Raw genomic sequence first — 21472 nt, forward strand, 5'->3', positions numbered from 1 at the left:
CTCAGGCGCGGGCGTCGTCGCGTTCGTCCACCGGGCGGCGCATCTCCTGGCGGTAGCGCAGCACGCCGTACCCGGTCCCGACCACGAAGAACGCGATGCTGATCCACAGCGCCGCCGTCTTCAGCCACGGCAGGGCGTCCAGCAGGCCGGCGCCGTAGTAGCCGAGCAGCACCAGCGTCGGCACCCACAGCAGCCCGCCCAGCGTCGTCGCCACCAGGAACCGGCGGGGGTCCATCCGGGCCGCGCCCGCGATCAGCGGGGCCAGCGTGCGGATCCACGGGATCCAGCGGGCCGCCACGATCGCGAAGAAACCCCGGCGGTCGAGGAACCGCTGCGCCCGCTCCAGGGCCTGCCGGTTCAGCACCTTGCCGTCGCGCCGGGCAATCAGCTTCGTCCCGCTGGTCCGGCCGATGTAGTAGCCGATCTGGTTGCCCAGGACCGCGACGATCAGCGCGGCCCCCGACAGGAACCACGCGTTGGCGTCCGAACCGTGCTGCGCCAGCACCACACCGGCGCCGAACAGGAGCGAATCACCGGGCAGGAACAGCCCGATGATCAGCGCGCACTCGACCAGCACGAAGCTCAGCACGATCACCCAGACGAGCAGCGGTCCGGCGGTGTCCAGCCAGCTCACGCCGACGCCCGCGGCCTCGATGCTCACGACGTTCACCCCGCGAGCCTACGTGGCCCGGGTGAACGGCCTGCGGCGAACGGTCAAATCGCGCACTCCGAAAGTTTCCGTTCTCACGAACGGTGAAGGCCCCCTCACCCACGGGTGAGAGGGCCTCCGGCCGGTGAAGCTCAGAACTGCGGCAGCGTCTCGCCCTGCACCGCTTCGATGTCGAGCTCGACCTTCACGGTCGTGCCGACCGCCGCGACCCCGGCGCGGACCATCGCGTTGTAGTTGATCGCGAAGTCGTTCCGGTGCAGCGTCGTCTCGGCGTGGAACGCGACGCGCACGCCGCCCCACGGGTCCGGGCCCCAGCCGCCGTAGGTCAGCTCGAGCTCGATCTCGCGGCGCTCGCCGTGCAGCGTCAGCTCGCCCAGCAGCGTCCACGAGTCCGCGCCGCGCCGGCGCAGCCCGGTGCTGGTGAACGTGATCACCGGGTGCACGTCGACGTCGAGGAAGTCCGGCGAGCGCAGGTGGTCGTCGCGCATCTTGATGCCGGTTTCGATGCTCGCCGCCTTGATCTCGGCGTGCACCGAAGACCGCTCGGCCGGGCGGCCGATCTCGATCCGGCCCGAGACGTCCGGGAACCGCGCCTTGATGCTCGCGATGCCCAGGTGCCGGGCGGTCGCGACCACCGACGAGTGGATCGGGTCGATCACCCACGGCCCGGCGGGCGGCAGCTCGATCGCCTCGGCGACCGGGGCCAGCACGACATCGCCGAGCGAGCCGCTGCCGTCCGAGGCGATCTGGGCCGTCCGGGCGACCGGGGTGTACCCGGCCGCCGTGACGACGGCGGTGTAGACCCCCGGGGCGAGGCCGTCGGTGACGACCTCGCCGCGGACGTCCGCCGCCTGCCGGGCGACCTGCCGCCCGGCCGGGTCGGTGACGGTGAGCACCGCGTGCTCCACCACCCAGCCCTCGGCCGTGCGGAGGGTCGCGCGCAACCCGGTCATGACCGGTCGACCAGCTCGTCGAGGGCCTGGTCGTAGCTCAGCCGGACGTCGTGGTCCGCCTCGCCGCCGGTCAGCTCCACCTGGCTGGTCGCCGGCGGGTAGCCGCTCGCGACCACGGTGTACGCGCCCGCGGGCAGGTCGCTGACCACGTACCGGCCTTCACCATCGGTCCGCGCGACCGCGGCCACGTTGCCTTCGGCGTCGAGCACGGTGATCCGCGCGTCCGGCACGATCCGGTCGCCCTCGGTCCGCGCGGTGCCGGTGAGCAGCACCGAGCTGGCGAGCTCGACGTCGTGGCGCAGCACGCCGCTGTCGGGCACGGTGAGCGTCAGCGCGACGGGCCGGTAGCCCGCACCGCTGGCGACCAGGGTGTACGCCCCGGCGCCGACCCCGACGAAGGCGTAGGTGCCGTCCGTGGTCGTGATGAACGCGCCGTTGACCTCGCCGCGGCCGTCGGTCAGCGTCATGGTCACGTTCGGCAGCGGCTGGCCGGTCGCGGCCGCCCGCACGGTGCCGGTCAGCTCGCCGGACCCGGTGAGCGTGACGTCGACCGTCGCCGGCCCGTTGCTGATCACGACGCTGGAGGCCTGCGGCTGGTGGCCGTGGGCCGACACGATGAGGACGTACTGGCCGGGGCCCTGGCTGGGCACCGAGTAGCTGCCGTCGGCGGCCCCGGTCGCCCGCGCCACCTGGCGGCCGCGCTGGTCGATCAGGGTCAGTGCCGCGCCGGAGACGTGGCTGCCGTCCTGGCGGCGCACGTGCCCGGTGACCGGCAGCCCGCCCGTGCCGACCCGCGGCGTGTCGAGTTCGGCGTCGGCCAGCGAGTTCGTGATCGGCAGCGCCCCGGAAACGGCCTGGTAGTCACCGTGCCCGTTGCTCAGGGCGTGCTTGCCACCGCTGCCGACGAGGGCGGGCTCGCGGTCGACCGGGCGCACCGGCTCGACGATCTCGGTCGGCTCGTCGGCGTGGTCGTCCGCCTCCAGCAGCGCCTCGCCGCCCTCCACGGCCGCCGCGGCCGGGGCCGCGTTGACCAGCGGGATCTCCTTCATGAACAGCAGCACCACGGTCGCCAGCAGCGCCACCGCACCCGCGATGTAGAACACCGTGGTGATCGACTCGGTGAAGCCGACCAGCACCGGGGTCCTGATCGCCTCGGGCAGGTTCTGGATGCCGCTGGTGTTCTCCGAGAGGTTCCCGATGCCCGCGCCGGCGCCGGCCGGCAGCCGGCCGCCGAACGCCTTGGTGATGTTCGGCAGCAGGGTGTTGAACAGGACGGTCAGGAAGATCGCGACACCGGCGGTACCACCGATCTGGCGGAAGAACGTCGCCGACGCGGTCGAGACGCCCATGTCGCTGCGCGGGCCCGCGTTCTGCACCGCGATGATCAGCGTCTGCATGCACTGGCCGAGGCCGAGGCCGATGATGGCCGCCGCGACCAGCGGGTGCCACAGCGCCGAGTCGTACTTGACCTGGGCGAAGAAGAACGCGCCGCCGGCGATCAGGATGGTGCCGATGATCGGGAAGATCTTGTAGCGCCCGGTCTTCCCGGTCAGCCGGCCGGACACGATCGAGCTGAGCATGATGCCCGCCATCAGCGGCAGCATCAGCAGCCCGGACTCGGTCGGCGTGTAGCCCTGCACGACCTGCATGAACTGCGGGATCATGGTGATCGCGCCGAACATCGCGACACCGACGATGACACCGCCGATGATCGCCACGGTGAACGTCGAGTTCTTGAACAGCCGCAGCGGGATCAGCGCGGCGTCCTTCATCAGCTTTTCGACCGCGATGAACGCGATCACGCCGACGCCGCCGACGACGTAGCACCAGATGGCCTTCTGGTCGCCCCAGCCCCACTTCTGGCCCTGCTCGGCGACGATCAGGAACGGCACGACCGCGACGATCATCGTCAGCGCGCCCCACCAGTCGATCTTGTGCTTGTGCGGCGTGTGCGGCACGTTCAGCACCTTCGCCACGACGAACAGCGCGAGCACGCCGACCGGGACGTTGATCAGGAAGACCCAGCGCCAGCCGCTGATGCCGCCGAGAGAGTCGATGCCGGCGAAGAGGCCGCCCAGCACCGGGCCGAGCACGGTCGACAGGCCGAACACGGCCAGGATGTAACCCTGGTACTTGGCCCGCTCACGCGGCGGCACGATGTCGCCGAGGATGGTCATGGCCAGCGACATCAGGCCGCCGGCGCCGAGGCCCTGCACCGCGCGGAACGCGGCCAGCTCGTACATCGACTGCGCGAAGGTGGAGGCCAGCGAACCGGCGACGAAGATGCCGATCGCGGTCAGGTAGAACGGCTTGCGGCCGTAGATGTCGGAGAGCTTGCCGTAGATCGGCGTGACGATCGTCGAGGTGATCAGGTACGCCGTGGTCGCCCAGGCCTGCAGGTCGAAGCCGTGCAGGTCGTTGGCGATCTTGACGATCGACGTGCCGACGATCGTCTGGTCGAGCGCGGCGAGGAACATGCCGCACATCAGGCCGCTCAGGATCGTGACGATCTGGCGGTGGCTCAGCCGTGGTGGTTGTTTCGCCTCGGGCTGGGCCGGGGCTTCGGTGGTGGAACTCATGCGTTGGCCCCCTTGGCCGGTGCACCGGCGGACGCGTGTGCGTCGGCCAGCTGTGGAGAGTGGTTCTCGATACCTGTGTTGAGCCGGCCGAAGAGGCGGTTCAGGGTCTGGATTTCCCCGTCCGTCCAGTCCCCGAGCACTTCGGCCAGCCACTGGTTGCGCTGCTTGCGGTTCTCTTCGAACACCCGCATGCCCTCGGTCGTCGGCGCGAGCAGGCAGGCCCGGCCGTCCTCGGGATCGGCTTGGCGCTCGACCAGGCCGTGCTGCACGAGTGAGCTCGACTGCCTGCTGATCGTGGAGATCTCCGAGTGGAGCGACTCGGCGAGCCGGCTGGTGCGCTGCGGGCCCTCGTGGATGAGGGTGAAGAGGATCGCGTATGCCGCTCGCTCGATGCCGTCCGGACCCTGCTTGGAGACCTGCGACTTCGCCTTGTTGACCAGCCGGACCAGGCGCACGAGTTCGTGCCCGAGCTGGTCGGCGAGGTCCAGCTCGGCCGGCGGCCGGGTGGCGGAGTGGTTCGGTGCCATGGTGATCCTTCGAGCCGTTAATTGGCGGCTGCAACTAGTTGCCTCAGGCAAGGATGTGCCTCAGCCGGCCGTTGTGCAAGCCGAGTACCTCGCGATGTGGCGGAACACACTTTAGTTGTCGTATGCAAGCACATTTCTCTCAGGCTGCTTCCGGAACAACGGCGGCCGTGATCGGCTTGCACGGGGTATGACCGACGACACAGCTCTCCAGGACTTTCTGGCCGCCCGCCGCCACGGGGTGCTCGCCACGATCCGCCGCGACGGCCGCCCGCAGCTGTCCACGATCACCTACCTGTACGACCCCGCGCAGGCGGCGTTCATCGCGTCGGTCACCGAGACCCGCGCGAAGACGAAGAACATGCGCCGCGACCCGCGGGTGACCTTCCACGTGAGCAGCGAGGACGGCTGGAGCTACGTCGTCGTGGAGGGCCGGGCGTCGCTGACCGCACCGGCGGCCGCGCCGGACGACGCGACGGTCGAGGCGCTCGTCGACTACTACCGGCGGGCGTCCGGCGAGCACCCGGACTGGGCCGAGTACCGCCAGGCCATGGTCACCGACCAGCGGGTGCTGCTGACCGTCCACGTCGAAAAGCTGCTCGGGCTGGTCCGCTGACCCGCTTCCGATCACGCTGCTCCGATCCGGCTCGTTTCGAAACAAAATTTCCGCACTGCGGACTGGACGGGCTTACCATGAGGTCATGAGCGACGAAGCTTTGGTCACCCGGCTCCGCGACCTGCTCGGCAAGAGCGCCGTGCTCACCGACTCCGACGTCACCGCTTCCTACGCGCGGGACATGATGCCGCTGGCGCCGTCGGGCACGCCGCTCGCCGTGGTGCTGCCCGCGAACACCGAGCAGGTGCAGGCCGTGGTCAAGGCGTGCGCCGAGGCGAAGGTGCCGATCGTGCCGCGCGGGGCGGGCAGCGGCCTGTCCGGCGCGGCGAACGCCATCGACGGGTGCGTCACGCTGTCGCTGACCAAGCTGAACGAGATCGTCGAGATCGACGCGGGCAACCGGCTCGCGGTCGTCCAGCCGGGCGTGGTCAACCTGGACTTCCGCACCGCCGTGGAAAAGCACGGGCTGTTCTACCCGCCGGACCCGTCGAGCTACGACTGGTGCACGATCGGCGGCAACCTGTCGACCAACGCGGGCGGGCTCTGCTGCGTGAAGTACGGCGTGACGACGGACTCGGTGCTCGGCCTGGAGGTCGTCCTGGCCGACGGGTCCCTGCTGAAGACCGGACGGCGCACGGTGAAGGGCGTCGCGGGCTACGACCTGGCCCGGCTGTTCGTGGGCAGCGAGGGCACGCTCGGGGTGATCACGCAGGCGACGGTCCAGCTCAAGCCCCTGCCCCAGGCCCCGGCAACACTCGTCGCGGGCTTCAGCACCACCGAAGCGGCCGGGGAGGCCGTGGCGCGGGTGGTCCGCGAAGGCCTGGTGCCGTCACTGCTGGAGATCATGGACGCGTCGTCGATCAAGGCGTCCGAGGCGTACCTGAAGACGGACCTCGGCGCGGGTTCGGACTGCCAGGCGTTGCTCCTGGGCCAGTCCGACGCGGGCGGCGAGGTGGCCCGCCGCGAGCTGGCGGCCCTGGAGCAGATCTGCGTCGACTGCGGAGCGGACCTGGCGTACACGACGGAGGACCTCGAGGAGGGCCGCATGTTGCTGCAGGCCCGCCGCGTGGTGCTGACGGCACTGGAGACGTACGGGCTGTGGCTGACCGACGACGTGTGCGTGCCGCGGACGCGGATCGCCGAGCTGATCCGGGGCTGCGAGAAGATCAGCGCGGAAGTGGGTCTCCGGATCGCGGTGGTGGGCCACGCCGGCGACGGCAACATGCACCCGACGATCGTTTACCAGCCGGACGATGAGGACGAGTTCGCCAGGGCGCAGCGGGCGTTCGACGAGATCCTCGAGGTGGGGCTGTCGCTCGGCGGGACGGTGACCGGGGAGCACGGGGTCGGGAAGATCAAGCGCGAGTGGCTGGCCCGGGAGATCGGGCCCGTGGGGCTGCGGGTGCACCAGGAGATCAAGCGGGCGCTGGACCCGGAGAACCTCTTCAACCCGGGATCGATGTTCTCGATGACCTGATGATCAGTCCTTGATGCGCGGGATCCGCTGCGTGACCTCGGGGTCGGCCTCCGCCAGCGCCTTCTTCTCGCGCCGCGACTTCAGGTACTCCAGGCCGATCGGCACCACCGACACGAGCACGATCAGCACGAAGATCGCGTCGACGTTGTTGCGGATGAACGAGATGTTGCCCAGCAGTGAGCCCAGGATGGTGATGCCCGCGGCCCACAGGATGCCGCCGATCACCGTGTAGGTGAAGTAGCGCTTCGGGTCCATGCGGCCGACGCCCGCAATCCACGTGATGAACGTGCGGACGAACGGGACGAACCGGGCCAGGACGACCGCCTTCGGGCCGTGCTTCTCCAGGAACTCGTGCGTTTTGTCCACGTACTCGCGCTTGAAGAACTTCGAGTCCGGGCGGTTGAACAGCTTCGGCCCGGCGAAGTACCCCAGGTAGTAGCCGGCCACGTTGCCGAGCAGGGCCGCCGCCGTCACCAGGACGCAGACCAGCCACAGCGGCGCGTTCAGCGTGCCGTTCGCGATGAACAGGCCCGCCGTGAACAGCAGGGAATCACCCGGCAGCACCGGGAAGATGCTGCTCTCGATGAAGATGATCAGGCACAGCACCGCGATGACCGGTGTCGTCAGCCCGCTCAGCAGGTGCTGCGGGTCCAGCCATGACGGCAGCAGCGACATCGTGTTGACCGTGCTCTGGGCGAGAATCACCTCGAAAACGGTACAGGGTCACCCTGAGTCGTGACTGAGACCCGCCTCAGACCCGCCTCAGACCAGTGTCAGCAGGCCCACCACGGATCCCGCCGCCAGGCCCAGCAGCACCGCCAGCATCAGGATCCAGTACGCCGGCAGCTGCGCGGACTGACGCGGGGGTGGCGGCGGCGAGTACGCCGTCGGCGCCTGCGAAGCCGCGTCCAAGGCCGCGCGCTCGCGCTCCAGTGAGCCCGCGCCGGCGCCCGACAGCAGGCCGTACGCCGACGGCAGCTCGTTGATCGCGCTGGTCGGGACGGCCTCGGTGCTCGGCTCGGTGTCAGGCGCAGGCGCCGCAGGAGACGTAGGCGCGGGCGCCGGTGCAGGTGCCGGTGGTGACGCCTGCGGGGCGAAGACGGCTTGCGCGCGAAGGGCGTCCGCCAGCAGCTGCTCGGGGTCCTTCGGCTCGCTCATCTCCGCCCGTCCGCTCCCTTTCGACTACGTGCTCAAGGTAGCCGTTCCCACCTCGGCGACCCATTCTCCCCGGCGCAGCACCTTCGCCGGCCGCAAGCCCTCGTCGAGGACCACGATGTCGGCCTGGTACCCGGCGCACAGCATCCCCGTGCGGTCGGCGATGCCGAGCAGCTCCGCGGGCCGTTGCGACGTCGCGTGCACCGCGTCGAGGATGCCGAGTTTCGCACCCCGGACCAGATTGCGGAAGGCGGTGTCCATCGTCAGGGTGCTGCCGGCCAGGGAGCCGTTGTCGGCGAGGGTGGCGACGCCGTCGTGGACGTCGACCTCCAGGCGGCCCAGCGTGTAGCGGCCGTCCGCCGCGTCGGTCGCCGACATCGCGTCGGTGATCAGCACCGTCCGGTTGCGGCCCGCGTGCTTCGCCGCCAGGCGCACCACGGTCGGGTGCAGGTGGACGAGGTCGCAGATGAGCTCGATCGTGATCCGCTCGTCGTCCAGCAGCGCCCCGATCGGGCCGGGCTCGCGGTGGTGCAGCGGCCGCATGCCGTTGAACAGGTGGGTCGCCACCGTCGCGCCCGCGTCGATCGCCGGCAGCAGCTGCTCCTCGACGCCGTCCGTGTGGCCGATCGCGGCGATGACGCCGGACTCGGCCAGCTGCCGGACGGCCTTCACGCCGCCGTGCAGCTCGGGAGCGATCGTGACCATCCGGATCGCGCCCTGGCCCGCGCGCAGGAGCTTCTCGACCGTGCTCGTGTCCGGTTCGAGCAGGGTTTCCGGGTCGTGTGCACCGCAGCGGGCCTTCGAGATGAACGGGCCCTCCAGGTGGATGCCCGCGACCTCGCCGTCCTGGACGAGCTCACGCAGCGCCGCGACCTGCTCACGCAGGATGTCCACGGGGTCGGACACCAGGCTGGCCAGCATGGTCGTGGTGCCGTGACGGCGGTGCGCCCGCACCGCCGTCACCAGTTCCTCCGGATCGAGGGAAGTGAACGACGCACCTCCCCCGCCGTGGCAGTGGGTGTCGACGAAACCAGGCACGACCAGTGCCCCGCCGACGTCCACGTGCTCGCCGGACGGCGGGGTCCCGGAACCCACGCCGGCGATCCGCCCGTCGGAGACGGCTACCCAGCCGTCGTCGAGTACACGGTCCGGGGCGGCGACCCGGCCGCCCATGATCACGAAATCTCCGGCGCCTCTCACGCACCCCAGCATATATTGGTCTGGACCAAGCATGGTGATACGACTCAGTGATCGGAATGGTCCACCCGGGTCACTGTGGGGCTTGCATGGCCTTCTGGAGTGCCTCGAGCGCCCGGCTGGCGGTCGATTTAACGGTACCCTTGGAGATACCTGCGGCCTCAGAGATCTCGGCCTCGCTCAGCCCGCCGTAGTAGCGCAGCACGAGCACTTCGCGCTGGCGGGGCGGCAGCTTGGACAGCGCGCTGACCACGGCCTGGTGCTCGCTGGAGAGCATCGCGAGGCTCTCGGCGGATCGCGCGTTCACCGCGTGCGGCGGCACGTACTCCCGGGCGGTCTTGCGGCGGCGCAGCACGCTGCGTGACCCGTTGACCACGGCGGTGCGCAGGTAGCCGACCGCGGCGGCAGCGTCCCGGAGCCTGCCCCAGTTGCGGTGCAGGCCGGTGAAGGCCTCCTGGACCACGTCTTCCGCCGTCGCGGGCTCGTCGACCAGCAGAATCGCCAGCCGGACCAGCCGCATGCGGTGCTGGCGGTAGAGGTCTTCGAGGGTCAGCGGCGCGGCCGTCTGCGCCGGGGCCGGACCGTCCATGACCCGCAGGTGGCCGAGGGTCGCCTCGACACTGCGTTCCGCATTGCCCTCGAGCATGAACCCCTGCCTGTCCTCGACCCCGGTTTGCACGGTGTGCCGCGTCAGCAGGTTCACGGTGTTCACAGCGCTCACACAGGTACTGACGCGTGCCCAGCCTATCGGGTTGGGATGCCGGTGCCACAGATCGGCTGCTGGTACAGAACCGTGACACGGGTAGCGTCGGCAGTGCCCCGTCCGCGCCGACCCCCGGAGATCCACATGGCCTGGTTCCTCGTCGAAATCACCTACGTCCAGGAGAAGATGCCGGACGTCCGGCCGCGGCACCGCGAGTTCCTGGGCAAGCTGGCCGAGGAGGGCCGGGTTGCGGTCGCCGGGCCGCTCGGCGACGGCACCGGCGGCGTCACGCTGTACCAGGCCGACGACGAGGCCCACCTCAAGGAGACGATCGACCGGGACCCGTACTTCCTGGAGGGCGTCATCGCCGAGCGCAGCGTCCGCGAGTTCAAGCCGGTCATCGGCGCCTGGCTGCCGGCCTAGGCTCCCCGCCCGACGTTTCGGCGCGCGGCGAAAGGTCGCGCCGCCGGGCGGCCGCTCCGCGGGTCAGGCCCGGCCGGACAGCTCGTAGTCGGCCGGGTCGACCTTGCGGGTCTCCAGCCAGTAGCGCCAGGTGAAGCCGGGCCAGATCGTGCGGTTCACGCCCTGGGCGTCGAGGTACCAGCTCTTGCAGCCGCCCTGGGTCCAGACGCCCTTGACCAGTTTGTCCTGGATTTCCCGCTGGAACTCGTCCTGCACGCCCGGCCGGACGTCGAGCGCCGCGGCGCCGCGCGAGTCGGCGAGCTTGATCGCGTCGACGACGTACCGCGCCTGCGACTCGATCATGAACACCACGGAGTTGTGGCCCAGCGCGGTGTTCGGGCCGAGCAGGAAGAACAGGTTCGGGAAGCCGGACACCGTGATCCCCTTGTGCGTCCGCATGCCCTCGGTCGCCCACTCCTTGGCGAGGTTGCGGCCGTCGACGCCGGTGATGTCCAGGTACTCCAGCGCGTCGGTCACCTTGAAGCCGGTGCCGTAGACGATCGCGTCCACCTCGTGCTCGACACCCGCGGAGTCGACGATGGAGTGCGCCTTGACCTCCCGGATGCCGTCGGTGACGACGTCGACGTTCGGCCGGGCCAGCGCCGGGTAGTAGTCGTTGGAGATCAGGACGCGCTTGCAGCCCATCGTGTAGTCCGGCGTGACCTTCTTGCGCAGCGCGCGGTCCTGGATGCCCTTCGCGATGTTCCGCTTCGCGATCAGCTCGCCGGCCTTCATCAGCGCCGGGTGGCCGTTGAAGCCGATGGCCCGCGCCTCGAGCAGCCAGTACAGCGCGTTGCGGTAGAGGCGCTGGGTGCCGGGCACGCGCTTGAACAGCGTCTGCGCCCACGACGGCATCGCGTGGTCGGGCTTGGGCATGATCCACGGCGGCGTGCGCTGGAACAGGGTCAGCTCGGCGACCTCGGGGGCGATCTTCGGGACGAACTGGACGGCGCTGGCGCCCGTGCCGACCACCGCGACCCGCTTGCCGCGCAGGTCGTACTCGTGGTTCCAGCGCGCGGAGTGCCAGGTCTGCCCCTTGAACTCGGCGATCCCGGGCAGCTCGGGGACCTGCGGGATGTGCAGGCCGCCGACCCCGGAGACGAGGAACTGCGCGACGAACTCGCGGCCGTCCTTCGTGGTCGCCGTCCAGCGGCGCTCCCGCTCGTCCCAGTGGGCGCCGGTCAGTTCGACGCCGAAGCGGATCTTCTCGCGCAGCCGGTACTTGTCCGCGACCCCCTTGAGGTACTCGAAGATCTCCGGCTGCGGCGAGAACGACCGCGACCAGCCCGGGTTCTGCTCGTACGAGAACGAGTACATGTGCGACTGCACGTCGCACGCGCACCCGGGGTAGGAGTTGTCGCGCCAGGTGCCGCCCACCTCGGTGGCCTTCTCCAGGAGCACGTAGTCCCGGATGCCGGCCTTTTCGAGCTGGATCGCCTGGCCGAGCCCGGAGAACCCGGTGCCCACGATCACGACCTTGAACCGCTCGGTCATCTGTCGGCCTCCGCTGCGTCGAGTTGGTGCCCAGATGACGTTACCTCAGGTAACAGTTACTTGGAAGTACCGGCTACTGATCAGTACGTCCCGCCGAGCTTGGTGTGGTCCCAGCTGGCGACCTTGGTCGGCCGGAAGATCAGCCCGACGCGTTTCGGGGCCTGACCGGCGATGAAGGCGCCCAGCTCGGCGGGCGCCGGGTCGCCCGGCTTGGCGCCCGAGTACCGCTGCATCAGCGCGGTGCCCATCCGGGTGACCTCGGCGGTGTCCTCGACGATCTCGACGTCGGCCTCGAACGAGACGCCGCGGAGCTTCTCGTAGCTGTCCCCGTCCTCGACGAGCACGGTGGCCTCCGGCAGCCGCCGGAGGTTCTTCGCCTTCTGCGACGTGCCGTACGTCCAGGTCGCGACGCCGTCTTCGTGCGGGAAGTACCAGAGCGGCGCCAGGTGCGGGCGGCCGTTCGGGCCGATGCTGGCGACGTTGATGACCTTCTGCTCCGCGAGGTACGCGCGCAGTTCGTCCTCGGTCATCCGGATCTGGTCACGACGGGACATCTTCACCCCTTGGTGGCGGCCCGGCCGCCGTGGCCGGTGACCGCCGACTCGAACGCGCCGCGCGCCTCGATGTCGGCCAGCGCGGCCTTGTCCGCCGAAGGTACCCGGCTGCGTGAGCCGATTTCGATGATCGGCGGCAGGAACGCGCGGAGCAGCTTGAGCCCGCCGACCCAGCGCGGCACGTGGATGGTCCGGGCGCGCTTGAGGATGCCGGCTTCGAGATCGTCCAGGGCGACGTCCAGCGGGTAGGTCTTGCCGATCAGGCCCGGCATGGACGCGCGGAGCTTGCCGAACACCGGGTGCGCGTCGGCGCTTTCGACCAGGTCGGTGCGGATCCACGTCGGGTGCGCGACGCCGACCTTGACGCCCAGGTGGGCGACCTCGGCGCGGAGGCTGTTGGAGAACGCTTCGACGCCGGCCTTGGCGGCGGCGTAGTTGGCCATGCCGGGCGCGTGCGTGATCGCGGCGAGGCTGGAGATGGCGAGCAGGTAGCCCTTGCGCTCGATGACGTGCGGGAGCGTGACGCGGAACGTTCGCCAGACGCCGAGCAGGTCGACCTCGATGACCTTCTCGAACGCGGCCCGGTCGACCGAGCGGACGAAGCCCGCGGTCGCGATGCCGGCGTTCGCGATGACGATGTCGATCCCGCCGAAGTGCTCGACGACGCCCTTCGTGGCCTGCTCGAGCGCGTCCCAGCTGGTGACGTCGGCTTCCCAGGATTTCGCGTTCGGCCCGATCCGGTCGGCGACCTTCTGCTGCTCTTCGGCTTCGAGGCCGACGAGCGCGACCTTGGCGCCGCGGGCGGCCAGCCGCTCGGCGAGCCCGGCGCCGATGCCGCGGGCCGCGCCGGTGATCAGCACGACCTTGCCGTCGACCTTCTTGGTGCCGCTCAGCAGCGAAAACGGGTTGGCCACGGTGCCCTCCTAGACGTCACTTGAGGGCACCGTACCTCAACTTACCCGCAGTAAGCTACTCAGAAGTAGGGGCGCTCTCCCGGGAAAGCGCTTCTACTTCGTCGGGGGTCAGGTCGAGGGTGACCGACGCGATCAGGTCCGTCAGCTGCTCCGGGGTGCGGGCGCTGGCGATCGGGGCGGCCACCGTCGGCTGCTGCCGCAGCCAGGCCAGCGACACCGTGGCGACCGAGACGCCGTGCGCGGCGGCCACTTCGTCCAGTGCGGCGAGGACGCGCCCACCACCGTTGTCCAAATAGGACTCGGCGCGGGTGGCGCGCGGGCTGTCGCTCGTCGCGCCCTTCGTGCGGTACTTGCCGGTGAGGAAGCCCTTGGCCAGAGCGAAGTACGGCAGCGTCGCCAGACCCTCGCGCGCCACGAGCGGGGCGAGGTCGCGCTCGTAGTCCCGCTCGACGAGGTTGTAGTGCGGCTGCAGCACGGCGTACCGCGCGAAGCCGTTCTGGTCCGAAATGGACAGTGCGTCGGCGAGCCGGTCGGCGCGGTAGTTGGACGCGCCGAGGTAGCGGACCTTGCCCGCGCGGACCAGCGCGTCGAACGCCTCCAGGGTTTCCTCGAGCGGGGTGTCCGGGTCGTCGCGGTGGGCGTAGTAGAGGTCGATGTGGTCGGTTTTGAGGCGGCGCAGCGAGTCTTCGGCCGCGGCCTCGATGTTCTTCGCCGAGAGGCCGGGCCGTCCGTCCCACAGGCCGACCTTGGTCGCGACGACGACGTCGTCCCGGTTGCCGCGGGCGGCGAGCCAGTTGCCGAGGATCTCCTCGGAGCCGCCCCCGCCGCCGTAGAGGTCGGCGGTGTCCACGAAGTTGCCGCCCGCCGCCGTGTAGGCGTCGAGGACGGCGAAGGACCGCGGCTCGTCGGCCGTCCACCCGAAGACGTTGCCACCGAGGTTGAGGCCGTACACGTCGAGGTCGGTGCTGCCCAGCTTGGTCATGTCTCCGACGTTAGTCCTTCCCGGGATGTGGAACCCGGGAGGAAAACAGGCGTCTCCCGCGTTGGAGTGTTCCATGGCTATCGAACTGGGCAAGCTCGGGATCTGGCGGTACCACGCGAACGTGGACGCGAAGTTCGCAGCGGAAGCGGAGAAGCTCGGCTACAGCGCGATCTGGCTGGGCGGCTCGCCGGGCGCCGGCGACCTCGCGTCCGTGGACGGCATCCTGGAAGCGACGGACTCGCTGGTCATCGCGACCGGCATCGTGAACATCTGGCAGGACGAGCCCGCGGACATCGCCCGGGTCTACGAGCGGGTCGCGGGCAAGTACCCGGACCGGTTCCTCCTGGGCGTCGGCGCGGGACACCGCGAAGCGACGAAGGAGTACAAGAAGCCGTACGCGGCCCTGGTCGACTACCTCGACGGCTTGGACGCGGCCGGCGTCCCGGTCGCGGGCCGGGCCCTGGCGGCGCTGGGCCCGAAGGTGGTGGCGCTGTCGGGTGAGCGCACCGCCGGGGCGCACCCGTACCTGACGACGCCGGAACACACCCGCGGCGCGCGCGAAATCCTGGGGGCGGGGCCGCTGCTGGCGCCGGAACACAAGGTCGTCCTGTCGACCGACGCCGACGAGGCCCGCGCGATCGGGCGCACCACCGTCAAGTACTACCTCGGGCTGTCCAACTACGTTGCCAACCTGCGGAAACTCGGCTTCACGGACGCCGATCTCGAGGGCGAGGGCAGCGACCGCCTGATCGACGCGCTGGCCCTGCACGGCGACGCGGCGACGATCGCCCCCGGCCTGGCGGCCCACCTCGAAGCGGGCGCGGACCAGGTGGTCGTCCAGGTGCTGAACGAGGACCCGTGGCCGGCGTACCGCGCGCTGGCTTCCGAACTGCTGTGATCCTCGTCCGGCCGCCGGGCGAACCGGCGGCCGGGCGCATCCTTCTGAACCGATCCGACGTGCGGGAAAGTTTCTGCGCGGGGACCGGTGTGCGGCGGCGGTACACCTCGTACGATGCGGTCGGGACCACCCTGTGCCAAGGAGGAGTAACGATGCCCATCGCCACCCCCGAGGTCTACGCGGAGATGCTCGACCGGGCCAAGGCGAACGAGTTCGCCTACCCGGCCATCAACGTGACCTCGTCCGAGACCGTGAACGCCGCCATCCGCGGCTTCGCCGAGGCGGAGAGCGACGGCATCATCCAGTTCTCCACCGGCGGTGCGGAGTTCGCGTCCGGCCAGAAGGTCAAGGACATGGTGACCGGCGCGACCGCGCTCGCGGAGTTCGCCCAGGTCGTCGCGGCGAAGTACGACGTCAACGTCGCGCTGCACACCGACCACTGCCCGAAGGACAAGCTGGACGGCTTCGTCCGCCCGTTGATCGAGATCTCGGCCGAGCGCGTCAAGAACGGCCAGAACCCGCTGTTCCAGTCCCACATGTGGGACGGCTCGGCCATCGACCTCGACGAGAACCTCGAGATCGCCGCGGAGCTGCTGGCCAAGACGGCGGCCGCCAAGATCATCCTCGAGGTCGAGATCGGCGTCGTCGGCGGCGAAGAGGACGGCGTCGAGGCGGAGATCAACGAGAAGCTGTACACCGCCGAAGGCGACTTCCTGAAGACGATCGACGCGCTGGGCGCCGGCGAGAAGGGCCGCTACCTGCTGGCGGCCACGTTCGGCAACGTCCACGGCGTGTACAAGCCGGGCAACGTGAAGCTGCGCCCGGACGTGCTGAAGGGCGGCCAGGAGGCGGCGGCGAAGAAGCTCGGCCTGGACAGCGGTTCGAAGCCGTTCGAGCTGGTCTTCCACGGTGGCTCGGGCTCGCTCCCGGAGGAGATCCGCGAGGCGGTGTCGTACGGCGTCGTGAAGATGAACGTCGACACGGACACGCAGTACGCGTTCACCCGCCCGATCGTGGACCACTTCTTCAAGAACTACGACGGCGTCCTGAAGATCGACGGCGAGGTCGGCAACAAGAAGGTCTACGACCCGCGCTCGTACCTGAAGGCCGCGGAGGCCGGCATGGCCCAGCGCGTGGTCGAGGCCTGCCAGGCCCTCGGCTCGGCGGGCACGAAGCTCAAGTAGTCCCGCGCGAAGGGGCGGCACTACCACGGGGAAGTGCCGCCCCTTCCGCTGTTCAGATCGTTTCGGGCACCGCTCGCCGGGCGGTCCACCGCCGTGTCACCTGGCCGGTCGCCGCCCAGAGGACGAACACCCCGGCCAGCACCACGGCCGCCGTCCAGTAGGCCGCCGGTGGGGCCGACTCCGTGTGCGCGTCCCCCAGCACCCACGGCCGGAACTGCGACTGCAGCCAGAACGCCCCGTACCCGAACGCCGTCACCAGCAGCGCCCCCGCGGCCGCGCGCACGACGCCGTTGCTCATCGCGAACGCCAGGTCCACCGCCAGTCCCACGAAGAGCAGGTAGAACGGCACCGTCGACACCGGGAAGCCCAGCCCGAGCAGCAGCGGCCACATCACCGACCGGTAGGCCACGTACGCGAGCGCCACCGACGTAGCCGCCCAGCGGAAGCCCAGCGTGCGGCGCGCCAGGACCAGGATCAACGCCATCACCCCGATGCCCCACAGCGGGTACACCCACTCCGGGATCGGCATCGTGAAGTGCAGCACCGCCGTCCGGTCGACCGGGTGGCCGATCTGGTTGGCCGCGAAGTCCAGCAGCGACTTCTCCGCCTCCGGCGCCCCGCGCTCCCAGGCGCGCAGGCCGAGGATGCCGTACTCCTGCTGGCCGTTCGGGAAGAACGTGTTCTCCAGGAAGAACGCCCACAGCGCGAGCAGCACGCCCGTCCGGAACCGGCCCGGCGGAGCCAGCCGCAGCCAGCCGAGCAGCACGCCCGCCTGCATGATCCCCGTGCCCAGGTAGAGCATCATGTGGGACGGGCTCCACGCGGTCAGGTCGAGGCCGTTGACGCGGTGGTTGATGACGTCCAGCGGGGCCGCGACCAGGAACGTCAGCAGGCCGATCTGCATCAGCCGCAGCGAGCGCCTGTCGCAGCCCAGGCCGGTGTAGCTGTGGATCGCCACCAGCACCACGATGATCACCGTGCCGACGGTGTTGATCAGGTGCGGCGGCGCCAGGTCGTCGCGCAGCCAGCGGAAGTGCCACGACATGTCCCACGACGAGCCGAGCAGCTTGAACGCGAACGCCGCCAGCCACATCCCGTAGCAGAACCGGAGCACCCAGTCCGGCGTCGGCTGCCCGGGGGCGCCGCGGTGCCAGTGCCGCGTGAAGAACAGCCGCGTCTTGCCGACGGGGCTGCGCGGGATCACGTCCACCGGGACGTCGACTGCCTTGGCCATGCCGGACATCATGGCCGGTCATGGTCACGAGCGGGCTAAGACCTCGAAAAACCCGGGTTCCCCCGACCTTCTTCGCCGCCGCCACCCTCAACGGAGGCGCTTCGCGCCAGGGTTCACCCGTAGGGGTCACGAACTTGCTTCCCCCGCGCCCGGCTTGGCATGGTGTCGCGCCATGATGCCGAAACGAGTTGTCGCGGGCGTGCTCGTCGCCGCCCTGGTGCTGGCCGGAGCCGGGGTGCTCGGGAGCCTCTTCCTCTAGAGGCAGAATGGGCGCATGACGCACAACCTGCTCGGCCCCGAGCCGACGCTGCTGCCCGAGCACACCGCCGCCCAGGCCGCGCTCGACGCCGGAACCGACCCGGCCACCGTCGCGGCCGAACACCCCGACTACAGCGAAGCGTGGGCTTCGCTGGCGGAGAAGGCCCTGGACGCGGGCGAGACCGTCGCCGCGTACGCGTACGCCCGCACCGGCTACCACCGCGGGCTCGACCAGCTGCGCCGCGCGGGCTGGAAGGGCTTCGGCCCGGTGCCGTGGTCGCACCGCCCGAACCAGGGCTTCCTGCGCGCCCTCGCCGTCCTGGGCAAGGCCGCCGGCAAGATCGGCGAGACCGAGGAGTTCGAGCGCTGCCGGACCTTCCTCGCCGATTCCGACCCCGCCGCTGCCGAAGCCACCGGCCTGAAGTGACGCCGTGGGCCCGGGACCGCGCGGTCCCGGGCCCGTCCGGCGTCAGAACCAGCCGCAGTTGACCGGCGCCGGGAGACCGGCGAAGCGGCCCTCGAGCCAAGCGAACGCCTCCGGGTACGCCCGCACCGCGCCGAGCACGTGCGTCGGCACCAGCGACGTGCTGAACTGCACCCGCACGCCCTTGCCGCACCACGTCCGGCCCAGGTCGCGGTCCTGGGCGTAGGGCACGATGTCGTCGAGCGCGCTGTGGACGATCAGCACCGGCGCCGTCGGCTTGAGCGTCCCGATCTTCTGCTCGGCCACCCGTGACGCGTACGGCTCTTCGCCGAGGTACGCGGTGAGCGAGCGGCCGTCGGTGGTCAGCGTCGAGGACTGCGTGAACGCGTGCGCGGCGATCGCCTCCACCGTGCACTCGGTCCGGACCTGCTCGAACAGCTGCTTCCCGCGCGCGTTCAGCAGCGCCGGGATGTTCAGCTCCGGGTACGCGTAGTTCATGCTCACGAGCGCGAAGCCGAGGAACCCGACCGCGTAGTGGCCGTCGAGGTTCTTGGCGACCTCGGCGAGGTCCGCCGGCACTGCCCCCGCGTACGCGCCCTTCAGCTTCAGTTCGGGCGCGTAGCTCGGCTGCAGCTCCGCCGCCGCGGCCGAAGCGCCGCCGCCCTGGGAATAGCCCGCGATGGCGACCGGGCCGTCGTCCGGCAGCCCCGCCTCCGGCAGCCGCTGGGCCGCTCGGATCGCGTCGAGCACCGCGTGGCCTTCCGAAGCGCGGTTGACGTAGGTGTGGTCCCCAGGCGTGCCGAGCCCTTCGTAGTCGGTGACGACGACGCCGTAGCCGCGGGTCAGCAGCCCGGCGATGAACGGGCCCTCGTACTCGAAGCCCGCGGCAAGCGCTTTCGACGGGGCGCAGTCGTCGCCCTCGCCCTGGGTGCCGACGGCGTAGGAGACGATCGGGCGCACCCCGCTGCCGTGCCACGCCGAGGTCGGCGTCAGCACCGTGCCCGTGACGGCGATCGGCGAGCCGTGCGTGTCGGTGCTGCGGTACATGATCCGCTGCACGCTCGCGTCGGCCTTGATCAGCTTGACCGGATCGATGTAGAACGCCGACGCCTCGTGGCGGATGACGTCGCCGTTGCCGCCGGCGGGCAGCGGGGACGGCGGATCGTAGAAGGACGCGGCCGAAGCGGCGGGCGGGCCCAGCGTCGCCAGCGCCAGGACGGAAAGCGTGGCGACGGCCGCGGAGAGGGCGCGGCGGGGGAAGATACGCATGCTTGCTCCTCGTCGAGCAGGTCGAGTGCGCGGGGGACACCTTTTTTGACAGAGGTGTCGGAAAAAGAATCACGTGAGGTGGACCACATGTCAAGCCCGGCTCCGCGTGGGCGGCCGCGCAAGCTCCCGCTCCCGGAGCAGCGTGCCCGCGTGCTGCAGGCGACCGCGCGGGTCGTCGCGCAGCACGGGATGCAGGGCGCGACGATCGAGCAGATCGCGCGCGAGGCGGGCGTCTCGCGCCAGGCCGTGTACGAGCAGTTCGGGGACCGGGCGACGCTGTTCGCCGAGGTCGTGGCCGAAACCGAGGAGCGGGCCTTCACGGCCATCGCGGGGCCGTCGGTGGCCGACGAGCAGCCCGGTCTGCGGGCCTGGGCGCGGGCCAACTACGCCAACATGGTCACCTTCGTCGCCGACCACCCCGAGGGCTACGGCGTGCTCCGGGCGGCCGAGCGCGCGGGCGACCCCGCTCTCACCCGCTTGAGGGAGAGGTTGGCCGTCGTCTACGCCGAAGCCAGCCGCAAGCGGTGGGCCGCGCACGGCATCGACTCCGGCCGTGCGGACCGCGCGCTCGTCACGCTCTTCTTCGCGATGACCGAGTCACTGGTCCAGGCCACCTGGGACGGCGAGCCGCCGGACCAGGACGCGCTGATCGACCTGCTCACCGAATTCACTGTCGGCGGCGTCGCCCGCCTCCAGACCAAGGCGAGCGACGTCATCGAGCGGCTGCGCTGAGGCGGTGAGGGCGCTAAGCCGCGGCCAGTGCCGCCGCGACCGAGCCCACCACCCGGTTGCGCCCGCCGTGCTTGGCCGCGTACACGGCCGCGTCGGCGGACGCCATCACCTCCTCGATGGACGAGCCGTCGAGCGGGTAGGCGGCGACGCCGATGGACGCGGTCTGCCGTTCGATGTCGACGGCCCTGCCCTCGTTGGTCGTGGTGCTGATGATCAGCTCGCTGACCCGCTGCCGGATCCGTTCCGCCGTGACGATCGCGTCTTCTTTGGACGTCGAGGGCAGCAGGGCGACGAACTCTTCGCCGCCGAACCGGCCGACCAGGTCGTGTGCCCTGGTCTCCTGCTTGACCACGGCCGCGACCGCCTTGAGCACGTCGTCCCCCGCGAGGTGCCCGTAGGTGTCGTTGATCCGCTTGAAGTGGTCGAGGTCGATCATCATGGCGCCGAAGCTGCCGTTCTCCCGCTCCGCCCGCGAGATCTCGCGCTGCGCGCCGTCCTGCCAGGTGGTGGCGTTGAGCAGCTGCGTCTTCTGGTCGGTGGTGGCCAGCTCTTCCAGCCGCTTGATCAGCACGGACCGCTGCAGCACGTACAGCGGCAGGATGACCAGCACCGACAGCAGCGGCTCCTCGTTGAGCACCATCACCAGCAGCGCGCCGACGCACAGGGTGGACAGCTCGAGCAGGTTGTCGTCCATGGTGCCGAGGCACGACACCGGGGTCGCGCTCTTCGGGTCGGCCAGGTAGAGGCCGAGGCCGGTCAGCGCGGTGTTGACCGTGAAGAAGGCCAGTCCGGCCAGCGTCACGGTGGCGACGCCGCTGCCGATGGTCATGTGACCGACGACACTCGCGGAGAAGGCCGACAGGATCATCGTGGTCGCGTTCGCGGCCACGCGGTGAAATTCACCCGGACGGGTGCCGGACCAGCTGCGGAACGCCAAGTAGACGTACAGGACGACGCCGAGCGCGGCGATCAGCTGGGCCGGTAGCAGGAGGCCGGCGGGCAGCAGCCACACCGAAGTCATCGAAATGTACGGCCCGTTGCTGAGGATGCGGCGCTCCCGCTCGAGCCGCCTGCTGACCTCGGTTTGCGCCACGGCCAGGCCCGTGAGCAGCGAAAACGTGCCCAGCTGGGCGACGGTGACCGGCACGGTCAACAGTGAGACGGCCGTCCAGCTCAGCATGACCGTGATGGCG

The 21472-nt window shown here is 70.3% G+C and carries 22 protein-coding genes; 7 read left to right on the top strand and 15 right to left on the bottom strand.

Annotated elements, in window-relative coordinates:
* Position 1: 1 nt before the first annotated feature.
* The 4 genes from ACLJOU_RS04110 to ACLJOU_RS04125 form a co-directional block, all read right to left on the bottom strand.
* Positions 2-670, bottom strand: coding sequence for a DedA family protein (locus ACLJOU_RS04110; RefSeq protein ID WP_410563232.1), 669 nt, complete (start codon positions 668-670; stop codon positions 2-4).
* Positions 671-801: 131 nt separating this feature from the next.
* On the bottom strand, positions 802-1623 hold the full coding sequence (locus tag ACLJOU_RS04115; RefSeq protein WP_410563235.1) for a YceI family protein: 822 nt from the start codon (positions 1621-1623) through the stop codon (positions 802-804).
* Complete coding sequence (locus tag ACLJOU_RS04120) at positions 1620-4202, bottom strand: MFS transporter (RefSeq protein ID WP_410563236.1); 2583 nt, start codon at positions 4200-4202, stop codon at positions 1620-1622. Before ACLJOU_RS04120 ends, ACLJOU_RS04115 begins: the two co-directional genes overlap by 4 nt.
* The gene (locus ACLJOU_RS04125) at positions 4199-4729 is read right to left on the bottom strand and encodes a MarR family winged helix-turn-helix transcriptional regulator (protein WP_410563238.1); all 531 of its coding nucleotides are present in this window, start codon (positions 4727-4729) and stop codon (positions 4199-4201) included. Before ACLJOU_RS04125 ends, ACLJOU_RS04120 begins: the two co-directional genes overlap by 4 nt.
* Positions 4730-4916: 187 nt before the next feature.
* Between ACLJOU_RS04125 and ACLJOU_RS04130 the strand changes: the two genes are divergently transcribed.
* Both ACLJOU_RS04130 and ACLJOU_RS04135 read left to right on the top strand, forming a co-directional pair.
* Complete coding sequence (locus ACLJOU_RS04130; protein WP_410563241.1) at positions 4917-5342, top strand: PPOX class F420-dependent oxidoreductase; 426 nt, start codon at positions 4917-4919, stop codon at positions 5340-5342.
* 85 nt (positions 5343-5427) lie between these two features.
* Positions 5428-6819, top strand: coding sequence for an FAD-binding oxidoreductase (locus ACLJOU_RS04135; protein WP_410563244.1), 1392 nt, complete (start codon positions 5428-5430; stop codon positions 6817-6819).
* A 3-nt stretch (positions 6820-6822) separates the two neighbouring features.
* Here the strand turns inward: ACLJOU_RS04135 and ACLJOU_RS04140 are convergent, their stop codons facing one another.
* The 4 genes from ACLJOU_RS04140 to ACLJOU_RS04155 all read right to left on the bottom strand — a co-directional run bounded on the left by ACLJOU_RS04140 (position 6823) and on the right by ACLJOU_RS04155 (position 9817).
* Positions 6823-7524 (bottom strand): DedA family protein, encoded by a 702-nt coding sequence (locus ACLJOU_RS04140; protein WP_410563247.1) that lies wholly within the window; start codon positions 7522-7524, stop codon positions 6823-6825.
* Positions 7525-7581: 57 nt separating this feature from the next.
* Entirely contained in the window at positions 7582-7977 is a 396-nt protein-coding gene (locus ACLJOU_RS04145; protein WP_410563249.1) for a hypothetical protein, read from the bottom strand.
* 24 nt (positions 7978-8001) lie between these two features.
* The gene (gene nagA, locus ACLJOU_RS04150; RefSeq protein WP_410564712.1) at positions 8002-9153 is read right to left on the bottom strand and encodes an N-acetylglucosamine-6-phosphate deacetylase; all 1152 of its coding nucleotides are present in this window, start codon (positions 9151-9153) and stop codon (positions 8002-8004) included.
* 91 nt (positions 9154-9244) lie between these two features.
* Positions 9245-9817: an RNA polymerase sigma factor gene (locus tag ACLJOU_RS04155; protein ID WP_163046624.1), complete on the bottom strand. Its 573-nt coding sequence runs from the start codon at positions 9815-9817 to the stop codon at positions 9245-9247.
* 201 nt (positions 9818-10018) lie between these two features.
* Between ACLJOU_RS04155 and ACLJOU_RS04160 the strand changes: the two genes are divergently transcribed.
* Entirely contained in the window at positions 10019-10297 is a 279-nt protein-coding gene (locus ACLJOU_RS04160; RefSeq protein ID WP_410563251.1) for a YciI family protein, read from the top strand.
* Positions 10298-10360: 63 nt separating this feature from the next.
* Here the strand turns inward: ACLJOU_RS04160 and ACLJOU_RS04165 are convergent, their stop codons facing one another.
* From ACLJOU_RS04165 to ACLJOU_RS04180, 4 genes are all read right to left on the bottom strand, one after another.
* Positions 10361-11830 (bottom strand): flavin-containing monooxygenase, encoded by a 1470-nt coding sequence (locus tag ACLJOU_RS04165; RefSeq protein ID WP_410563252.1) that lies wholly within the window; start codon positions 11828-11830, stop codon positions 10361-10363.
* 80 nt (positions 11831-11910) lie between these two features.
* On the bottom strand, positions 11911-12384 hold the full coding sequence (locus ACLJOU_RS04170; RefSeq protein ID WP_410563254.1) for a pyridoxamine 5'-phosphate oxidase family protein: 474 nt from the start codon (positions 12382-12384) through the stop codon (positions 11911-11913).
* A 2-nt stretch (positions 12385-12386) separates the two neighbouring features.
* Positions 12387-13298 carry an SDR family oxidoreductase gene (locus ACLJOU_RS04175; RefSeq protein WP_410563257.1) on the bottom strand — a complete coding sequence of 304 codons (912 nt, stop codon included), beginning with the start codon at positions 13296-13298 and terminating at the stop codon, positions 12387-12389.
* Between the two features lie 55 nt (positions 13299-13353).
* On the bottom strand, positions 13354-14280 hold the full coding sequence (locus ACLJOU_RS04180; protein WP_410563260.1) for an aldo/keto reductase: 927 nt from the start codon (positions 14278-14280) through the stop codon (positions 13354-13356).
* 73 nt (positions 14281-14353) lie between these two features.
* On the opposite strand from ACLJOU_RS04180, the gene ACLJOU_RS04185 reads away from it, so the two are divergent.
* Positions 14354-15178, top strand: coding sequence for an LLM class F420-dependent oxidoreductase (locus ACLJOU_RS04185; RefSeq protein ID WP_410563261.1), 825 nt, complete (start codon positions 14354-14356; stop codon positions 15176-15178).
* A gap of 152 nt (positions 15179-15330) precedes the next feature.
* On the top strand, positions 15331-16362 hold the full coding sequence (gene fbaA, locus ACLJOU_RS04190) for a class II fructose-bisphosphate aldolase (RefSeq protein WP_410563263.1): 1032 nt from the start codon (positions 15331-15333) through the stop codon (positions 16360-16362).
* 52 nt (positions 16363-16414) lie between these two features.
* On the opposite strand, the gene ACLJOU_RS04195 is transcribed toward fbaA, so the two are convergent.
* Entirely contained in the window at positions 16415-17596 is a 1182-nt protein-coding gene (locus ACLJOU_RS04195) for a hypothetical protein (RefSeq protein ID WP_410563264.1), read from the bottom strand.
* Between the two features lie 274 nt (positions 17597-17870).
* On the opposite strand from ACLJOU_RS04195, the gene ACLJOU_RS04200 reads away from it, so the two are divergent.
* The gene (locus ACLJOU_RS04200) at positions 17871-18281 is read left to right on the top strand and encodes a DUF3151 domain-containing protein (RefSeq protein WP_176174069.1); all 411 of its coding nucleotides are present in this window, start codon (positions 17871-17873) and stop codon (positions 18279-18281) included.
* Positions 18282-18323: 42 nt separating this feature from the next.
* Here ACLJOU_RS04200 and ACLJOU_RS04205 read toward each other — a convergent pair whose 3' ends face one another.
* Positions 18324-19547, bottom strand: a complete 1224-nt coding sequence (locus ACLJOU_RS04205; protein WP_410563267.1) for a lipase family protein — start codon at positions 19545-19547, stop codon at positions 18324-18326.
* Positions 19548-19634: 87 nt separating this feature from the next.
* Here ACLJOU_RS04205 and ACLJOU_RS04210 point away from each other — a divergent pair, with 87 nt between their 5' ends.
* Positions 19635-20279, top strand: coding sequence for a TetR/AcrR family transcriptional regulator (locus ACLJOU_RS04210; protein ID WP_410563269.1), 645 nt, complete (start codon positions 19635-19637; stop codon positions 20277-20279).
* A gap of 13 nt (positions 20280-20292) precedes the next feature.
* On the opposite strand, the gene ACLJOU_RS04215 is transcribed toward ACLJOU_RS04210, so the two are convergent.
* Complete coding sequence (locus ACLJOU_RS04215) at positions 20293-21456, bottom strand: GGDEF domain-containing protein (protein ID WP_410564714.1); 1164 nt, start codon at positions 21454-21456, stop codon at positions 20293-20295.
* Between the last annotated feature and the right edge of the window lie 16 nt (positions 21457-21472).

This window comes from Amycolatopsis sp. cmx-4-61 (assembly GCF_046548775.1).
In the GTDB taxonomy this organism is placed as follows: Bacteria; Actinomycetota; Actinomycetes; order Mycobacteriales; family Pseudonocardiaceae; genus Amycolatopsis.